The following is a 16,705-nucleotide window of genomic DNA, read 5'->3' on the forward strand; positions in this document are numbered from 1 at the left end:
AATCACCAAGATAATTCCGAGGACGACGCACAATGCGACCGCCGACCGCCGCAGTAGTTGGGCTCAGCGGAATGGACTCGTGAACTTCGTGCACAGCACCCCCGCCCCGATCGTCGACAACCCCACCCCGAGGAACGGCACCGGGAACACGACCATCCCATTACTCGCGCTTTTATAACAAATACGTCACGCACAGATAGGGTCCAAAGTCGTGACAGACAGTGACGTGGCCACGACCGCACCTCCGGCCCTGCCGACCCCCGAGCGATCCAGCGGACCGAACCGAGCACGGATCGTTGCGATTGTCGCATCGATCCTCGGCATAATTTTGTGCGGATCGGTGCCGTTCCTACCGATCGAACAGGACACGGCCGCCGTCAACTGGCCGCAGTCCGGATCGACGACGAGCGTCAAGGCGCCATTGGTCTCGTACACACCGCTGCGTATGGAGGCATCGATTCCGTGCGCGTCGATCAACGAGTTGACCGCCGCAGGCGGAACACTCGTCTCGACTGCTCCCCCGGGTGCCGCCGACGCGCGCCGCTACGGTTTTGTCGCCACGGTCTCCCCCGAATCCGCCGACGCTCCCGCCAAGGTCGATGTGGTCCTGCGCGATCAAGTGTTGCTCTCGACGCCGGTCGCTGATCTGCCGAGTGGATGCGCGCTCACACTTTCAGCCGAGCCGACCCGAACCACCTTCGATGCCACCGGTTCCGAACCGCGCGTCATCGAGGGCGACAGCCGGCCACAGGTAGTCGGTGTCTTCAGTGACCTCGATTCGGCAGCAGCCGGTTTGAACGTCTCGATCGAGGCAGACTCTCGCTTCACGTCGAGCCCGTCGGTGATCAAAACACTCGCCATGATTCTCGGGGCGCTCACGGCTGTCGTATCCCTCGTCGCCCTGCACCGCCTCGACAACCGCGACGGCCGGGGCACACGCAAATTCCTGCCCGCCCGGTGGTGGAAGTTCACCGTCCTCGACGGCGTCGTGGTCGGAACTCTGGTGCTGTGGCACTTCATCGGCGCTACCACCACCGACGACGGCTACCAGTTCACGATGGCCAGGGCCTCCGAGCAATCCGGCTACATGTCCAACTACTTCCGGTGGTTCGCAGTCCCCGAAACCCCGTTCGGAACTCCGTACTACAACATCCTCGGACTCCTCGCGCACGTCAGCACTGCAAGCCCCTGGGTCCGCCTGCCTGCGCTGCTGGCGGGCATCATCACCTGGCTCGTCATCAGTCGGGAGGTCGCGCCTCGGCTGGGCGCCGCAATTCGCGGAAACCGGCTCGCTCTCTGGACCGGTGCGCTCGTCTTCCTCGCATTCTGGCTTCCTTTCAACAACGGACTGCGCCCCGAACCGATCGTTGCTCTCGGCGTCCTGCTGACGTGGTGCTCGATCGAACGCGCCGTCGCGACAAGACGACTTCTTCCGGTCGCAATTGCAATTCTGATCGCCGGATTCACCTTGACTGCCGGGCCTTCCGGCCTCATCTGCTTCGCCGCACTCATCGCCGGCATACGCCCGATCATGCGCATCATCATCGAACGTGCGCGCACCACCGGTTACGTCGCAGCTGTCGGGCCACTGCTGGCTGCCGGACTCTCGATCCTCATCCCCGCGTTCGGTGATCAGAGCCTCGCTGCCGTCATCGAGATGCAGCGCGTCCACTCGATTTCACCGAACCAGCCCTGGTTCGACGAGTACCTCCGCTATCAGTACCTCTTCAACATCTCCGTCGACGGTTCCCTGACCCGCCGATTCGGTGTGTTCGTGATGGTTCTGTGCCTTGGCGTCTGCACCGCGATGATGCTGCGCAAGGGTGGCCGGATTCCCGGTTTGGCCGCCGGCCCGTCACGCCGCGTAGTGGGACTGACGATCGGCGCACTGCCACTGCTGATGTTCTCGCCGACCAAATGGACGCACCACTTCGGAATCTTTGCCGGACTCACCGCAGTTCTGGCGATGATGACGGCCGTCGCCGTGGGAACGAAACTCCTGCGCTCGCCGCGCAATCGCGCCCTCTTCGCGGCGGCTGTCCTGTTCCTGCTGGCGGTCGCATTCACCGGCAGCAACAGCTACTACTACGTGTCCAGCTACAGCGTTCCGTGGTGGGACAAGCCGGTGTCGATCGGCGGACTCGGCGCGAGCACCGTCCTCCTCGGATTGACCGTGCTGATGCTCGGCGTCGCCGCGTGGTACTTCTTCCGTGAGCCGTACACCGCCGGAAAGGAACCGTCCGCGAAGCACGCTCGACTGCTTGCCATCTCTCCGCTGACGATCGCCGCAGGCGCCATGGTCCTCTTCGAGGTGCTGTCCATGTCCAAAGGTGTGATCACCCAATACCCGGCCTATTCGGTGGGCCGCGCGAACGTCGACGCGGTTCTCGGCCAACACTGCGGGCTCGCCAATGACGTTCTGCTCGAAACCGATCCGAATGCGTCGACGTTGACTCCTCTCTCCGGCAACGTCGCCACGGCGCTCTCCGCAGGTGGGGCAACCGGATTCGATCCGAATGGTGTCGCCTCCGACCTTCGAGCAGACAAGGAAGCCACCGCTACCGGCGGCGCGAACACCGTCGACACCTCCGAGGACGCCGCCGGTAACTCGGCCGGAACCGGTGGTGGCGCCGGACAGACCGGTGTCAACGGCAGTTCGGTCGCGTTGCCGTTCGGTCTCGACCCGGCGACAACACCGGTCATGGGCAGTTACGGTCAATCCTCCCCCGGCACTCTGACCAGCGACTGGTACCAACTACCCGACGTGGGTGAGAACGCCACACGTGGCGACATCATCTCGATTGCAACGGCTGGTCGTGTCCGATCCGTCGACAAGGACGGAATCGTCACTTACGGCCAGAACGTTGAGGTCGAGTACGGCACAGCGCGCGGCGTCGACGACGCGGAAGCGGACGATGTGGAAACACTCGGAAAGATCGCACCTCTCGACATCGGGCCGGCACCGTCATGGCGGAACCTGCGCGTGCCGCTGGATCAGATTCCCGTCGAAGCCAACAGCATTCGACTTGTCGTCAGCGATTACGACAGCAAGGCCGACCAATGGGTAGCCGTTACCCCGCCACGCGTTCCGAAGACCCAGAAGCTCAACGACGTCGTGGGTTCGCAGGCGCCCGTCATGCTGGATTGGGCTGTTGGCCTGGCATTCCCGTGCCAACGCCCCTTCGATCATCGGGTCGGAATCGCCGAGGTCCCCGAGTACCGGATCCTTCCCGACCATTCCGGCGCGCTCGTGACCAGTGCATGGCAGGACCACTACGGCGGCGGACCGTTGGGGTGGATCGATCTGCTGCTCAGCGCTCAGACCATTCCGTCGTACCTCGACAACGACTGGGCTCGCGACTGGGGTTCGATCGAGAGGTACACACCAATCGATCCGAGCGCAGTGCCCGCCCAGGTCGACGAAACACGAGTTCCACGTTCCGGAACGTGGAACCCTGGTCCGATGACCATGGTGTTCTGAGCGGGAAGGCTCTGAGCGCGAATGTTCTGAGTGACGAGGTCCAGTCGCGGGCGGATCGGACGAAACGCCTGCGACTGGACACTTGTATGACTTAGTCTCCCAGGCATGGGAGCCCTGTCACGGTCTATCGCGCCTGCGCTGATGGCACTGACGTGCCTGCTCGGGGCGCTCGCACTTCCCGCTCGCGCCTCGGCGGAGGTACCGGACAATTTCCTTTGGGGCGTTGCCACCTCCGGATTCCAATCGGAAGGATCGTCACCGGACAGCAACTGGTCGCGATACTCCGACTCCGGGCGAACTCACGACAAGATCGGCGATTCGGTCGACTTCCGCCATCGCTACGCCGAGGACATCGACCGGGCGGCCGATCTGGGGTCGAAGGTTTTCCGCTTCGGCGTCGAGTGGGCGCGGGTTCAGCCCTCCGCCGGGAGCTGGAACGCGACCGAATTCGCGTACTACGACGATGTGGTGGCTCACATCCGCGCGCGGGGCATGACTCCGATGATCACGCTCGATCACTGGGTGTATCCAGGATGGGTTGTCGATCAAGGAGGATGGACAAATCCGAAGACTGAAGCCGACTGGCTGGTCAACGCAGAGAAGGTAGTCGAGCGTTACTCCGGAATCGGCGCGCTGTGGATCACGATCAATGAGCCGACTGTGTATGTTCAGCGTGAATTGACCTACGGCGGAATCGCTCTCACCCAGGCACCGTCGATGTTCGACTCATTGGTTCGAGCTCACCGGGCGATCTACGACCGCATCCATGTTCTCGATCCCGGTGCCCGCGTGAGCAGTAATTTCTCCTTCATTCCCGGTGTGTCCGAGGCGATCGATTCGGTGTTCACGGATCGAGTGCGCGACAAGCTCGACTTTCTCGGGATCGACTACTACTACGGTGTGGCTCTGAACAATCCGACTGCCGCGTACGCCGCACTCGACGAGTTCTACAACGTCACACCACAACCGGAAGGCCTGTACGACGCATTGATGCGTTACTCGGGCAAGTATCCCGAACTCCCCCTCTACATCGTCGAGAACGGTATGCCCACCGACAACGGAGCGCCGCGCGCCGACGGATACACACGCTCGAATCACTTACGCGATCACATCTATTGGATGGAACGCGCCCGAGAAGACGGCGCCGACGTGATCGGCTACAACTACTGGTCCATCACCGACAACTACGAATGGGGTTCGTACCGACCTCGATTCGGCCTCTACACCGTAGATGTTCTCGGCGATCCCACCGCGGCCCGAATCCCGACTGACGGAGTCGACACCTACCGCCGGATCATTCGCGACAACGGCGTCGGAGCCGACTACGTGCCCGTCATGGCCCCGGCATTCTGCTCGCTCGTCGACCCTCCACGCAGCTGCACGGCTACTCGATAACAGCCGTTTTCCGAATTTCCTCCACTCCCCGTCGTTAGGATGCCCCATGCGAACACTGCAAAAGATCGCCGGAACTGCTGCTGCCACTGCTGCCCTGATCCTGGCTGCGGGAGGCGCTGCGACGGCAGCCCCCAACCCGGCCGATTCACCCCGTGAGGCGCAGGCACGTGCCTACATCGACGCCCTCGTCTCCCATGACGTCTCCGATGTGCATTTCGCCCCGGACGCGACGCGCGTCGAAGCCGGAATCAAGACCGGGTTCTCCGGACCGCAGATGACCGCCGACCTCGAAAACGGCATCCAGTACCGCGTCATCCAGGGCGTACGCGACCTCGAAATGTCGGAAGCCGGGGACATCGTCTCGACCACCTACCTGCTGGACTCGGGAATCGGTGGCACTCGTCTCATGACCGTGGAGATTCGTGAAACCTTCGAAGTCCGTGACGGGCTCATCCACGACGTCGTCGCCGACATTATCCCGGTGTCGGTGTCGTAACGCGCGCCCGATAGCTACTGGGCGGTGCACCCGAGACCCGGGTGCACATCGCCGCGAAGGCAGCCGGCGTCGAGTATCCGAGTTCAGACGCAACGGACGTCACACTGGCGCCGGCGGAGAGTTTCGGAAGCGCATGAAGAATGCAGGCACGCTGCATCCACGACGACGCGCTCATCCCCGTTTCCGAGATCAGCAAGCGGTGCAGCGTTCGTTCACTGATGTGGAGTCGCCCGGCCCACCGCGCGGGCGAGTCGTGAATCGACGGGCCTGCCAGATACCGCGTGCACAACGCCCGCAATCCCGGGTGCCGAGGCAGTGGGAGTTCCACAGGTAGGGGTGCAAGGTCGCGAAGTTCGTGGAGGATCAGCTGAACTACTGCGGCCTCTCGTCCGTGGGCAGAGAAGTCGTCCTCCACGTTCAATTCGACATCCATGTCGACCGCAGCGACAAGTAGCTCGCGTAGTAGCGGCGAGACCGCGACCACTCGGCACCTGACCGGAAACCAGGGAACTGCAGACGGTTCGATGTAGAGGCTTCGTGTGCTGACGCCGTCCATCGTCACCGCATGAGCGACGCCGGCTGGAATCATGACCGCATTCGACGGCAGAACCGTCCACTCACCGTCTTCGGTTTCGACGTTCATCGCACCGTTCACAGCGAAGAGGAACTGGGCTCGCCGATGTTCGTGGGCGGCGAGCGCATGACCGGGCGGGTAGTCCGTTCCGATTGCGAGAACACCGCGAGGTGAGTGATCGACGTCGTTGATCGAGATGTTGCGCACCGGAGGAACCTACCGAGTCCGTGTCTGATTGACAATGGAAGTTGGCGAACCTTCGAATGTGCGCCAGTAGGGAAATCGCTACCGTTCATCACGTGCTTCACTACGCCCTCATCCTGCTCGCTTTCGGCGCCTTGACCGGTATCACCACCGTTCTTTTCGGATTCGGTGGCGGGTTTGTCACCGTCCCAGTCGTTTACGCGGCATCCGCGTTTCGGTCACACGTCATCGATCCGATGCATGTCGCCGTGGCATCCTCGGCGGCCGTGATGGTGGTCAATTCACTCAGTGCCACAGTCGCATTCAGGAAGACAGGGCGCCTTCGGACGGAGTACATCCGACCACTGATCGGCCCCGTCGCAGCCGGAGCAGGCCTCGGAGCGGTTGCGGCAGGCCACGTCGACGACGGCATCGTCCGGATCCTGTTTGTCCTCTACCTCGTCGTGACGATCCTCGACAGCCTTCTGCGACAAGGGTTTCTGACACCACCTGAACCTCGCGAATATCTTGACCATCACGGCGTCCGCGCTGTCGGGATAGGCATCGGTGCCGTCGCAAGTTTCCTCGGAGTCGGCGGGAGCGTCATGACGGTGCCGATGATGCGACGCGGCGGAGTTCCGATGGCCGATGCCGCCGCGAGCGCCAAACCGTTGAGCCTGCCTGTCGCCGTCGTCGCGACTGCGGTGTACGCGGCGGCATCCGGACAAGGCACTGCCTCGGATCTGTCGGCGGGCAGAGTCGGCGCTGTCGACCTTCTGGCCGTCTGCGCGCTTCTCGCCGGCTCTCTGCCTGCGATTGTGCTGTGCCGGCGACTAGTCGGTGCTATTCCGGACCGCGTCCATGCCTGCGCCTACATCGCTCTACTCTGCGTCGTCACGGCAGTGATGATCGCGGCCTAGCGAACGGCGTACCGCAGGTAGATCACGCCGCCGTCGAAGGTTTTCTCCTCGAGCAGTCGCAGGTCAAGCCTTCCTTCAGGGAGAGCTCGCAATCCGCTGCCGACACTGACCGGACACAGAAACAGTCTCACTTCATCGACCAAACCCGCCGCGAAAGCACTAACCGCAACCGTAGGTCCACCGATCGAGATATCTTGTACCGCTTCGCTCTTGATCGAGCTGACGAAATCTGCTTCGAAGCGCGGGACGATCCTGGTGCGCGCAGTCGACACCTCGTTCAGCGTCGTGGAGTACACGATCTTGTCGATTCCACGCCAGATCTGAGCGAATTCGACGGTCGCCGCCTCAATACCGGCAAACTCGTCCGGAACCGAAGAACCTCCTGGCACTGACGAACGCTCGAGGTCCTCGGCTGCCATTGTTTCCCAGGGAATCATCGTCTCGTACATCCGGCGCCCGAGCAGGTACGTGCCGACTCCCCTCTCGAGCTCGTTGACAAACGAATGGACCTGCGCGTCGGGAACAGCCCAGTCGAAGTTCCCGTCCCTGTCCGCCACGTACCCGTCGATCGAGCAGATCGCCGAGTAGATCAGGCTCACCATCGGTCCACGTGCAGCACGTTGTCGACGGGTTCGCGCGCGGCGGGTTTGAACGTCTCGCCGGTGAAGTACGCTGTCGGGATCAGTGCCGCTTGATGGAATCCGGCCGGAATGCCCAGCAGCTCCGCAACTTCCGCCTCACGCTGCAGGTGCAATGTTGTCCATGCCGTACCGAGTCCACGTGCCCGTGCTGCCAACGCATAACTCCACGCGGCCGGGAGTAGCGAACCCCACAGACCCGCCTGATTCCCCTCCGGCAATGTCTTACCCGCCTTGATGCACGGAATGAGAAGGACCGGTACCTCACCCATGTGCTCACCGAGCCACGCGACGCTGGTGCCTACTCGCTGCTGGATCGGCGCGCGATCGGGATCGTCGGCGAAGAGCTTTGCCGCCGAACCGTGAGAAGCAAGGTATTCATCGGTGACTTCCTTGTAGATCTGCCCAACTGCTGCTCGCAGTGCCGGATCGGTCACCACCATCCACTGCCAGCCCTGGCGATTCGAGCCGGAGGGTGCCTGCAGGGCGATCTGGAGGCACTCCTTCACCAGATCCAACGGCACCGGACGGGTCAGATCCAGACGCTTTCGCACCGTCCGTGTTGTGGTCAGTAATTCGTCGGGTGTCAGGTCGAGCACGGGATACGACGTCATCTCCCGATCATTGCACTGTCGCGAGCAGTGAGCAGGGCAGTCCGTCTACACTTTTCTGATCCCGTACGTGCTGGTGTGTCGGGAGCTTTCACGGATCAAAGGACTTTCGACATGAGTTGGCACGTCTGGTTGGCGTTCTTCGGAGCAAGTTGGGTGATCAGCCTGTCACCAGGGGCCGGCGCCATTGCGTCGATGTCGTCGGGGCTTGCATACGGTCTGCGACGCGGATATTGGAACATTTTCGGGCTGCAGTTGGGATTGTTGTTGCAGATCGGAATTGTTGCGGCCGGCGTCGGTGCAATTCTCGCCAGTTCGACCGTGGCCTTTTCCTTGATCAAGTGGTTCGGTGTCGCATACCTCGTCTACCTGGGGATCAGGCAGTGGCGATCGGCGCCCACCGAGGTGGAGACCGACGAAACCGCCGCGAGCAGTTCCGGTCCGATGATGATGCTTCGCGGATTTCTCGTGAACGCGAGCAACCCGAAAGCCGTCGTTTTCATGCTCGCAGTGCTCCCGCAGTTCCTCGATCCGTCGGCACCGCTGCTGCCCCAGTATCTGATCATCGCCGCCACCATGTGCGCCGTCGACGTGATCGTGATGACCGGGTACACCGGGCTTGCCGCACGAGTGCTCACCTTGATGCGCTCCCCCAAACAGCAGCGAACCACCAATCGAGTGTTCGCCGGTCTGTTCTTCGGCGCTGCAGGCTTTCTCTCGAGCATCGGCCGTGCGGCGGCCTGATCGATCACAGGCCGGCAATCAAGTTGACGACGGACGCCACGATCACCGAACCGAACAGGTACGACAGCAGGGCGTGCCCGAGCGCCATTGCACGCATGTCCGACGACTTCAAGTTGGTGTCGGAAATCGCGAAGCTCATCCCGACCGTGTACGCCACGTAGGCGAAATCGCTGTACCTCGGCGGTTCTTCCTGATTGAAATCGATTCCGCCGTCGGGGCCGGAATAGTACAGCCGCGCATATCCGAGGGCGAAGAGCGTGTGGACCGCCAACCACGAGATCACCACGCTGCCGACTGCAACCGATGCCGCCACGACTTGGTAGTGATGTCCGTCGGGTGCCGCCAAGAGCAGGAACGCGATACCGACCAGGCTTGCGACGGCAGCGCCGAGGATCAGCAGGTGCGCGACGTTGCGGGCCGGCTCTTCGCGCGTTGCGTGGCTTGCGGTGAGCGTCGCGTCGAAGGGCCAGACCAGAATCCACGTCCACACCGTGAACACCGTTGCGGCCACATCCCAGCCGATCAGGAACGCAAACCGCGGATAGCCGACCAACGCCGTGACGACACCTGCGGCCACACCGAGCAGCAGACCTGTCGACACTCTCAGCGCCGGCCCGGCACCGAGCGCGCTGCGAGGAACCGGGCTGATCGGAAGGTCGTGCGATCGATCGTTCACGGGCTCAGTCAACCACCGTTCGCGCTGAGACGGTGGTTACGGGACAGGCCAATTGAGGAGCAGGTCAGTCAGAAGCAGGGTCTGTCATGCGTTGCACGCACCGACTATCGGATTGCCGTTGAATCTGTCCAGCACGTACTGCAATCCAACGCCGAAATCCGCCACCGCCGGTGCGAGGTGATTGTTGCCGCTCCCAGGATTCACCGCGGGCAGGGTGTCGGTGAACAACGTCGCCTCGGCCCCACGCGCGCACCAGTCCTGAACCAGGCGCCGGGTTTGCTCGTACGGGATGAAATCGTCGTTGAGCGCTCCGTTGACGAGTATCGGCGAGGCCGGGGTTCGCCGCCCGATGCGTTGTTCCTCGATCACCTGCTGGATCTCCGGTACCGATTCCACCACGTCGGCAAGGGGTCGTCCGTCTGTGGTCCATGACGCCGTCGACTGCTTTCCGTACTTGGTTCGAGAATCGATGAGGCATTGCCCAGCGACGTCGGCGAGCACGGACCGGCCGTAGTCGTTCAGTCGAGATTCGATCGGTTCTCGGGCGGCTGGATAGCGGTCGAGGACGCCGTTGATCGTGTAGCCGATCGCGGCCATCAGGCCGGTACCGTCGATATGACGCAGAACGCTTGCCAGGTCGGCCGGGGGCGCGCTCGCGTAGCTCCCGACCAGATTCACCTCAGGCGCGTACTCGGGCGCCAGTTCGGTTGCTGCGGCAGTGGCGCCGCCGCCCTGCGAATGCCCCCAAAGCGCTATCGGGTCGTCCGCCCCTGCTTTCGCCAGGGCTCGGACGGCGCGTGCACCGTCCAACATCGCGTGAGCCTCCTCGGCGCGATTGACGTAGGTATGGACGCCGGGCGTTCCGAGTCCGATGTAGTCGGTGACAAACACTCGAACGCCCTGGGCGAGGAACGCAAACGCGAAAGCGGACTCGTAATTGACACCGAAACTGTCCACACCGGCACCGTAGTTCGACGGATTCCCGGGTTCCGCCAGGCGGAGCTGACCGGCAGTGGGGAACATCCTCGACGGCGCGCACTGATCACCTTGACCCTGTGTGCCCGGACCGATCACGACCGTCGGGCGCGGACCCGCCCCTGACCACGGGGCGGCCGGTTCCAGGTACGAGCCCGACACGGCAACCTTGGATCCGTGGGTGTCGGTGCTCGCGTACAGGATCCGAGTCCCTACACCAGGCACTGGGCCGACGGCACCGGCAAGCGGAAGGGGTTCCGTCCGAATCACCGATCCCGGATCACCGACGTCGCCTGGGCTCGCGTCGTAGAAATCGTTCAACGGTTCGGCGTTCGATATCGGTGTGAACAGCAGCGAGGTCGGCAAAAGCGCCGATACCGCAACGGCCGAAATCTTCAGCGCCGCGAGGACAACCTTCCGGGTGCTCATGGAAATCCAACGTATAGGCCTCAGTCGATGCGCGGACCGGTTTCGATCTGCGGGACTTCAATCCATCGGTACCAACTGTTACGTGAGCGGGCCATGCCGCTGGCCCCCCGATCCCCTGGTTTCACGGCCAGAACCTGATGAATCGTAAGCCTGTGTGGTTCCTCGAAACCCAGCGCACTGGCGGCGAGGTACAGCAACCAGGTACGCACCCGAGGAGCACCGACCTGTAGGACTGCGCCGTCCCAGTTCTCGCGAAGGTTCTGCACCCACGCGCGCAAAGTCAGTGCGTAATGCTCACGCAACGCTTCGCTGTCACGTGTCTCGAAACCTGAAAGTTCCAGCGCATCAATGGTTTTACTCAGCGGAAGTATCTCGCCGTCCGGGAAGATGTAGCTGTCGATGAAACTGGGTCCGTCTTCGGCCTTGTCCGACAACGACTTCACCGCCGCAATGGCGTGATTGAGCAGACGGCCCTGCGGTACGAGCAGATCGTGGAGTTTTGCCGTGTACACCGGCAAATTGACCAGGCCCACATGCTCGGACATGCCGATGCTCGAAATCGCGTCGTACGGGCCGTCATCGACGTCGCGATAGTCCTGCACCCGAATCTCGATGCGATCGGTCAAACCTGCATCGGCAACTCGCCCCTTGGCGTACTCGACCTGCTCGTTACTCAGCGAGACTCCGACGACGTCGACGCCGTAGTTCTGGGCAGCATGCAGTGCCATCGATCCCCAACCACAGCCGACGTCGAGCAGTCGCATTCCCGGCTTCAGATCGAGCTTGCGGCAAATCAGGTCCAGCTTCGCGAACTGAGCGGCTTCGAGGGATTCGACCCCTTCGGGCCAGTATCCGCACGAATAGACCATGCTCGGCCCGAGAAACAGTTCATAGAAGCGGTTCCCGACGTCGTAGTGATGGGAGACGGTCGCCGAATCGCGCGATTTGCTGTGTCGTTTGCCTCGCTTACGACGCATCTCGATCGACGGGGGTGATGGCGGTAGACCTACCGCCCCCAAGCCGGCGAAAGTACCGACGGCCCGCACGATCGAGCGCAACGGCAACGCCGACAACCGATCCTCACCGAGCCGCGTGACCAGGTCAGGGACGTCGAGGAGTGCAAAGATATCGCCGTCGACGTCAAGATCCCCGGACACGTACGCCCTCGCCAACCCCAATTCGTTGGGAGAGTAAAGGACTCGGCGCAGGGCACGCCGATTCCGGAAATGCACCTGCGCAGCGGCGTCCGGTGGGCCTGCCTCGGAACCGTCCCAACAACGCACTCGAATCGGAAGCGGAACGCCGATCACGTCCTCGAAAACTGTCAGAATCTTGGTTGCGGCACCAGTCACAAATCAACCCTCCGATGAAAGATGGTTAGCCGATGACAGGAAACTTACGCCCGATGCGCGAATCTTTCGTGCCATTTGTCCGAGTTTTAGGCAGTGTTCATCACGGTTTCGGTATTCGTCGCTGAGCTCAGGGCTCCACCAGTCCGGCGAGGAACTCCACCAACAACCGCTTGGTTACCTCGCGTGGCAGCGATTCCACTGCCGCCAGGACCGCCGCCATATCCAGCGGAGAATCAGAAGAGCCCCGCGGATCCAGCCCCGCCGACGTCAAAGCTGCCGCAACGGCGTCACTGGGCAACGCGAGTACATCGGCGACGGTGACATCGCCACGTTCGAATGCTCGGGCCAACTCTGCCAAGGCCGGCGGCGCCTCGGCAGCCGCCACGCCGCGAACGTCGTCGGCGCCGAGGACGAGCGCGCTGGTCAACTCGCCGAGCACCGACTCGGTCACCGGAGTGACGGTGAGGTGGGTTGTTCGAGGCAACGTCGTCCCGTCGGATTGCGTCGACGCCGGCTGCGCCTGAAGGACGAAACCCCGGGCACCGACAGCGCTCACCCAGCGATGCGGATCGACTCGGCGTTCGAGCGGCACGGAATCGTCGGTAGCGACGGCGAACAGTGGTCCCACCGGCGAGCCCACGACGCGAAGCCCGTCGATGCTCTGGACCGTGTCGATGAGCGCACGGGTCGCCCGCTGCGCCCGGGACACCAATTCGGCATACCCGGATTGACCGAGGACTTGCGAAATCGCCCACGCCCCGGCGAGGGCAGCAACGGATTTGGAACCGAGAAGAGTGGGATTGACCACCGGATAGCCCGGCCAGTCCGTGAGTCCGAAATACTGCTTGCGATGCAGATCGCGCCCACGGTGCAGCAAAACCGAGACGCCTTTGGGTGAGTATCCGTACTTGTGGAAGTCGACCGACATGCTGGTGACACCGGCCACCCGGAAATCCCAGAGCGGCAGATCACCCCACCACGGCAACGCAAGTCCGCCGATGCAGGCATCAACGTGCAATGGAATCGACTGTGCACGAGCAACTTCCGCGACTTCGGCGATCGGGTCGAGCGCCGCGAACGGGTAATTGGGCGCGGAGACGACGATCAGGACCGTGTCCTGGCGCACCGCAGCCGCGATATCTTCTGCGTCGACGCGCCCCGACGTGGGATCCACCGGCACCAGGATCAGTTCCAGTCCGAGTAAGTGTGCCGCCTTGTGGAAAGCGGCATGCGCGGTGGTCGGAAGAACCAGCGAGCCCTCCCCCGGCGGGAGGCCACGGAAGTCGCGAGCGGCCTTGACGGCCAACACACAACTTTCCGTTCCGCCGCTGGTGACATTGCCGACTACCACCCCTCCTGCTTCTGCGTCTGTATCTGCGGCCGTGCCTGAAGTTCCATGGAGGAACTCGCGCGCGAACGCCACCAGCTCACGCTCCATTACCGCAGTGGAGGGAAACACCGTCGGGTCGAGACCGTTGACGGGCTGAACCAATCGAGCTGCGTTCGCTGCCAACTCGTCGAGGGCTGCGAGACCGCTGTCGTACACGTACGACAGAACCCGGCCGCCGTGCGTCGGAGCATCCTGCTCACGAAGCGAACGCAACCGGCCCAAGATGTCAGCGGCTCGGCGCTCGAGGTTCGCGCTCTCGAGGATCTTGCCCTGAAGTGCCTCGACCTGACTGGAACTCATCGTTCACCTGCGTTCTCGTGAGTGGATTCTTGTTCGGTGTGGTAATTCCGCAATACGACCAGACTTATCGCAACCAGGATTGCCGGCACGATCGAGAAGCCCAGGGCGATACCGGTGAGCGCTGATTCCGGTTGTACGACAGTCTCCCCCGCAGTTTTCGAGACGAACCCGGTTACTGCGAGAACACCCAAGAACACGGCGGGTCCGAGGGCCAGGCCCGCGGTTTCCGAGGCGGTCCAGATACCACTGAGCGAGCCACCACGCTGGCGACCACCGATTCGCGCGTCGTCCTCGATGACGTCCGGAAGCATCGCCAGCGGGAACACCTGCATACCGGCATAGGCAACGCCGGCAAGGGCGACGGCGGCGTAGATCCACGGGCCGGCGTCGAGCGCCGCGAGCGTCAACAACGCCGTCGCCACGACAAACAGAATCGAAGACACGACGTAACCGCGCAGCTTTCCATACCGATGAGAGAACCGATACCACAGCGGCATCACGACGAGGGCTGGTCCGACGAGTGCGACGAACAGACCTGTGAGTGCGCCTTCGTTGCCCATCACATACGTCGCCAGGTATTGCGCACCCGCCAACATCACCGCGGTCGCAAGCGCTTGGAGCACGAACACGATGACCAGCAATCGGAACGCGCGTGTGTGTCGTATCGCGTCGAACCCGTCCCGATACTGCGAGAGCAACGAGCCGACCGGGGCATCCGCGTGAGTCACCGTGTGGCGCGCCGCTCCGCGAACTGCCCAGATCATTGCCCCGCACATCAGCGCCGACACTCCGATCGCCATGACGAGATAGCCGCGCGCCCCGCCCCCGGCAGCATCGCGGAGTTCGGGTCCGCCGGCGCCGATGACCAGAATTGTCAGGGCCAACACCGCAATTCGAACCGATACCAAGCGAGTGCGCTCGTGATAGTCGCCGGTCAACTCGGTGGGCAACGCGATGTACGGAACCTGAAAGAGACTGTAGGCGCTGGCCGCGAGCAGGAAGAAGACGAGCACCCACAACGCCCCGAATCCAGGGCCGGCAGACACGGGAGCCGAGAACGTGAGTATGAAGAGCAAGGGCAGAGCCAGAGCACCTGCGAGCATGAGTGGCACTCGCGTACCAGTTCGATGGGAGCCTCGATCGCTGATCGACCCGATCAGCGGGTCGATCAGGACATCGGCAATTTTCGGAACGATGACCACGAGCGACGCGAGCGCCGCGGCAACGCCGAGCGTGTCGGTCAGGTAGTACGCCAGTACCAGACCTGGCAGAACACCGAATCCACCCGTACCCACACTTCCCGCTGCGTATCCGGCCACCACACCACGCGAAAGCCTGTCAGGCGATCTACCTTCACGAAGACGTACCGGTTTGTCTGTAGTCACCGTCCACACACTAATGTCACGACTCCGTACCGCGAGGGCAAAAGAATCTCGATGACCAGAAGTCGCTCACTCGGACAGTCCGGGCATGCCAGACTGTGACCCGATTCGCACACGAACGAAAGTCTGGGCACGATGGTTGATCCACTGAGCGAGATCTGGCCTCCGTACGGGGTAGCGATCACGTGTGGGCCCGTCACCTTGACTCCTGTGCGCGACGACCAATTTCCCGAACTCGACGCGCTGGTCCGAGCCGGCATTCACCCTGCCGAACAGATGCCTTTTCTTGTCCCCTGGACAGTGGGCACGCCGGACGAAGTGTCGCGAAGGTTCATCCAATATCACTGGTCGGTCCGCGGAGCGATGAACATCGCCGACTGGAAATTCGAAACAGCCATCGTTGTCGACGGAGAGATCGTCGGCTGCCAGGCGTTTGCCGCGACGGACTTCCCCAGCAGTCGTACCGGTGAAACCGGCTCGTGGATCGGGCGCGAGTTCCAAGGCCGGGGTATCGGCACTCTCGCCCGACAGGCAATCTGCGCATTCGCATTCGACTCTTTGGGCGCACGCAGCGTCGTGTCGTCGGCGTTCACCGACAACCCCGCCTCGATCACGGTGTCAACCAAAGTCGGGTACCGCGCAGACGGCACGATAGAGCAGTTGGCTGCCGACGGCCGAATGACTGTGCGTCGTCTCTTCACCCTCAGTCGCGAAGACTTTGTCGCACCGCCGTATCCCGTCGACGTGACCGGCGTGCGCGCGCTCAAGCAGATGCTCGGCATCGACTGAGCGAGCTAACCGTGCACAGCGACAACTTTTGTCGAGGCCCCCGGTTCCGACCTTCTGGTGCCCGCAAAAGCTACCGGCCAGTCGACCCACAAGATCGGGCTCACCAGTACCGCGGACGTGAATGACGATGTCGCATCTTTGATGACGATCGCATATGAACAAACCGGCTGCTAGGACCCTCACTCACCGCCATGCAGCACGAAAGTCCCTGTTCTCCTCATCGGAGAACAGGGACTACTTCACCGCGGGGGAAGGTCGCTGCGACGTGTCAGCTCAGGCCGAAGATCGCGCCGATGATGGTCCGAGCAGCCTCGAAGAGCGCGTCGACGGACGGGACACCGATTTCAGAGCTGATGGAAAAAAGGGAACC

General features: G+C 62.6%; 14 protein-coding genes. 6 read left to right on the top strand and 8 right to left on the bottom strand.

All coding sequences use genetic code 11. The features are described 5' to 3' along the window. Nucleotides 1-211 precede the first annotated feature (211 nt). From QM716_RS25085 to QM716_RS25095, 3 genes are all read left to right on the top strand, one after another. Entirely contained in the window at nucleotides 212-3,481 is a 3,270-nt protein-coding gene (locus QM716_RS25085; protein WP_502942139.1) for an arabinosyltransferase domain-containing protein, read from the top strand. Nucleotides 3,482-3,622: 141 nt separating this feature from the next. Continuing rightward, on the top strand, nucleotides 3,623-4,876 hold the full coding sequence (locus QM716_RS25090) for a glycoside hydrolase family 1 protein (protein ID WP_283306886.1): 1,254 nt from the start codon (nucleotides 3,623-3,625) through the stop codon (nucleotides 4,874-4,876). A 46-nt stretch (nucleotides 4,877-4,922) separates the two neighbouring features. After that, a complete protein-coding gene (locus tag QM716_RS25095) occupies nucleotides 4,923-5,372 on the top strand; it encodes a DUF8021 domain-containing protein (RefSeq protein WP_283306856.1) in 450 nt (149 codons plus the stop codon). On the opposite strand, the gene QM716_RS25100 is transcribed toward QM716_RS25095, so the two are convergent. Then, on the bottom strand, nucleotides 5,350-6,153 hold the full coding sequence (locus QM716_RS25100; protein ID WP_283306857.1) for an AraC family transcriptional regulator: 804 nt from the start codon (nucleotides 6,151-6,153) through the stop codon (nucleotides 5,350-5,352). The two genes, QM716_RS25095 and QM716_RS25100, sit on opposite strands and share 23 nt — an antisense overlap. 92 nt (nucleotides 6,154-6,245) lie before the next feature. Here QM716_RS25100 and QM716_RS25105 point away from each other — a divergent pair, with 92 nt between their 5' ends. Beyond that, complete coding sequence (locus tag QM716_RS25105; RefSeq protein WP_502942140.1) at nucleotides 6,246-7,049, top strand: sulfite exporter TauE/SafE family protein; 804 nt, start codon at nucleotides 6,246-6,248, stop codon at nucleotides 7,047-7,049. Here QM716_RS25105 and QM716_RS25110 read toward each other — a convergent pair. Both QM716_RS25110 and QM716_RS25115 read right to left on the bottom strand, forming a co-directional pair. Beyond that, nucleotides 7,046-7,651 carry a dihydrofolate reductase family protein gene (locus QM716_RS25110; protein ID WP_283306860.1) on the bottom strand — a complete coding sequence of 202 codons (606 nt, stop codon included), beginning with the start codon at nucleotides 7,649-7,651 and terminating at the stop codon, nucleotides 7,046-7,048. The genes QM716_RS25105 and QM716_RS25110 overlap by 4 nt on opposite strands. Continuing rightward, nucleotides 7,645-8,301, bottom strand: coding sequence for a nitroreductase family protein (locus tag QM716_RS25115; RefSeq protein ID WP_003942413.1), 657 nt, complete (start codon nucleotides 8,299-8,301; stop codon nucleotides 7,645-7,647). Before QM716_RS25115 ends, QM716_RS25110 begins: the two co-directional genes overlap by 7 nt. A gap of 111 nt (nucleotides 8,302-8,412) precedes the next feature. Here QM716_RS25115 and QM716_RS25120 point away from each other — a divergent pair, with 111 nt between their 5' ends. After that, entirely contained in the window at nucleotides 8,413-9,042 is a 630-nt protein-coding gene (locus QM716_RS25120) for a LysE family transporter (RefSeq protein ID WP_283306861.1), read from the top strand. Between the two features lie 4 nt (nucleotides 9,043-9,046). Here QM716_RS25120 and QM716_RS25125 read toward each other — a convergent pair whose 3' ends face one another. From QM716_RS25125 to QM716_RS25145, 5 genes are all read right to left on the bottom strand, one after another. Next, the gene (locus QM716_RS25125) at nucleotides 9,047-9,718 is read right to left on the bottom strand and encodes a DUF1345 domain-containing protein (protein WP_283306863.1); all 672 of its coding nucleotides are present in this window, start codon (nucleotides 9,716-9,718) and stop codon (nucleotides 9,047-9,049) included. Nucleotides 9,719-9,802: 84 nt separating this feature from the next. After that, complete coding sequence (locus tag QM716_RS25130) at nucleotides 9,803-11,122, bottom strand: lipase family protein (RefSeq protein ID WP_283306864.1); 1,320 nt, start codon at nucleotides 11,120-11,122, stop codon at nucleotides 9,803-9,805. 20 nt (nucleotides 11,123-11,142) lie between these two features. After that, nucleotides 11,143-12,474, bottom strand: coding sequence for a class I SAM-dependent methyltransferase (locus tag QM716_RS25135; protein WP_283306865.1), 1,332 nt, complete (start codon nucleotides 12,472-12,474; stop codon nucleotides 11,143-11,145). Between the two features lie 127 nt (nucleotides 12,475-12,601). Beyond that, the gene (locus tag QM716_RS25140) at nucleotides 12,602-14,164 is read right to left on the bottom strand and encodes a pyridoxal phosphate-dependent decarboxylase family protein (RefSeq protein ID WP_283306866.1); all 1,563 of its coding nucleotides are present in this window, start codon (nucleotides 14,162-14,164) and stop codon (nucleotides 12,602-12,604) included. Continuing rightward, the gene (locus QM716_RS25145) at nucleotides 14,161-15,558 is read right to left on the bottom strand and encodes an MFS transporter (protein ID WP_283306867.1); all 1,398 of its coding nucleotides are present in this window, start codon (nucleotides 15,556-15,558) and stop codon (nucleotides 14,161-14,163) included. Before QM716_RS25145 ends, QM716_RS25140 begins: the two co-directional genes overlap by 4 nt. 123 nt (nucleotides 15,559-15,681) lie before the next feature. Here QM716_RS25145 and QM716_RS25150 point away from each other — a divergent pair, with 123 nt between their 5' ends. Then, the gene (locus QM716_RS25150; RefSeq protein WP_283306869.1) at nucleotides 15,682-16,335 is read left to right on the top strand and encodes a GNAT family N-acetyltransferase; all 654 of its coding nucleotides are present in this window, start codon (nucleotides 15,682-15,684) and stop codon (nucleotides 16,333-16,335) included. The last annotated feature ends 370 nt before the right edge of the window (nucleotides 16,336-16,705 follow it).

The sequence above is a fragment of the Rhodococcus sp. IEGM 1409 genome (genome assembly GCF_030056735.1).
Taxonomy (GTDB): Bacteria; Actinomycetota; Actinomycetes; order Mycobacteriales; family Mycobacteriaceae; genus Rhodococcus_F.

Coding starts and splice junctions, on each gene's coding strand:
- QM716_RS25115 (WP_003942413.1), bottom strand. CDS start 8,301: ATGACGTCGTATCCCGTGCTCGACCTGACACCCGACGAATTACTGACC.
- QM716_RS25110 (WP_283306860.1), bottom strand. CDS start 7,651: ATGGTGAGCCTGATCTACTCGGCGATCTGCTCGATCGACGGGTACGTG.
- QM716_RS25140 (WP_283306866.1), bottom strand. CDS start 14,164: ATGAGTTCCAGTCAGGTCGAGGCACTTCAGGGCAAGATCCTCGAGAGC.
- QM716_RS25130 (WP_283306864.1), bottom strand. CDS start 11,122: ATGAGCACCCGGAAGGTTGTCCTCGCGGCGCTGAAGATTTCGGCCGTT.
- QM716_RS25120 (WP_283306861.1), top strand. CDS start 8,413: ATGAGTTGGCACGTCTGGTTGGCGTTCTTCGGAGCAAGTTGGGTGATC.
- QM716_RS25095 (WP_283306856.1), top strand. CDS start 4,923: ATGCGAACACTGCAAAAGATCGCCGGAACTGCTGCTGCCACTGCTGCC.
- QM716_RS25150 (WP_283306869.1), top strand. CDS start 15,682: ATGGTTGATCCACTGAGCGAGATCTGGCCTCCGTACGGGGTAGCGATC.
- QM716_RS25090 (WP_283306886.1), top strand. CDS start 3,623: ATGGCACTGACGTGCCTGCTCGGGGCGCTCGCACTTCCCGCTCGCGCC.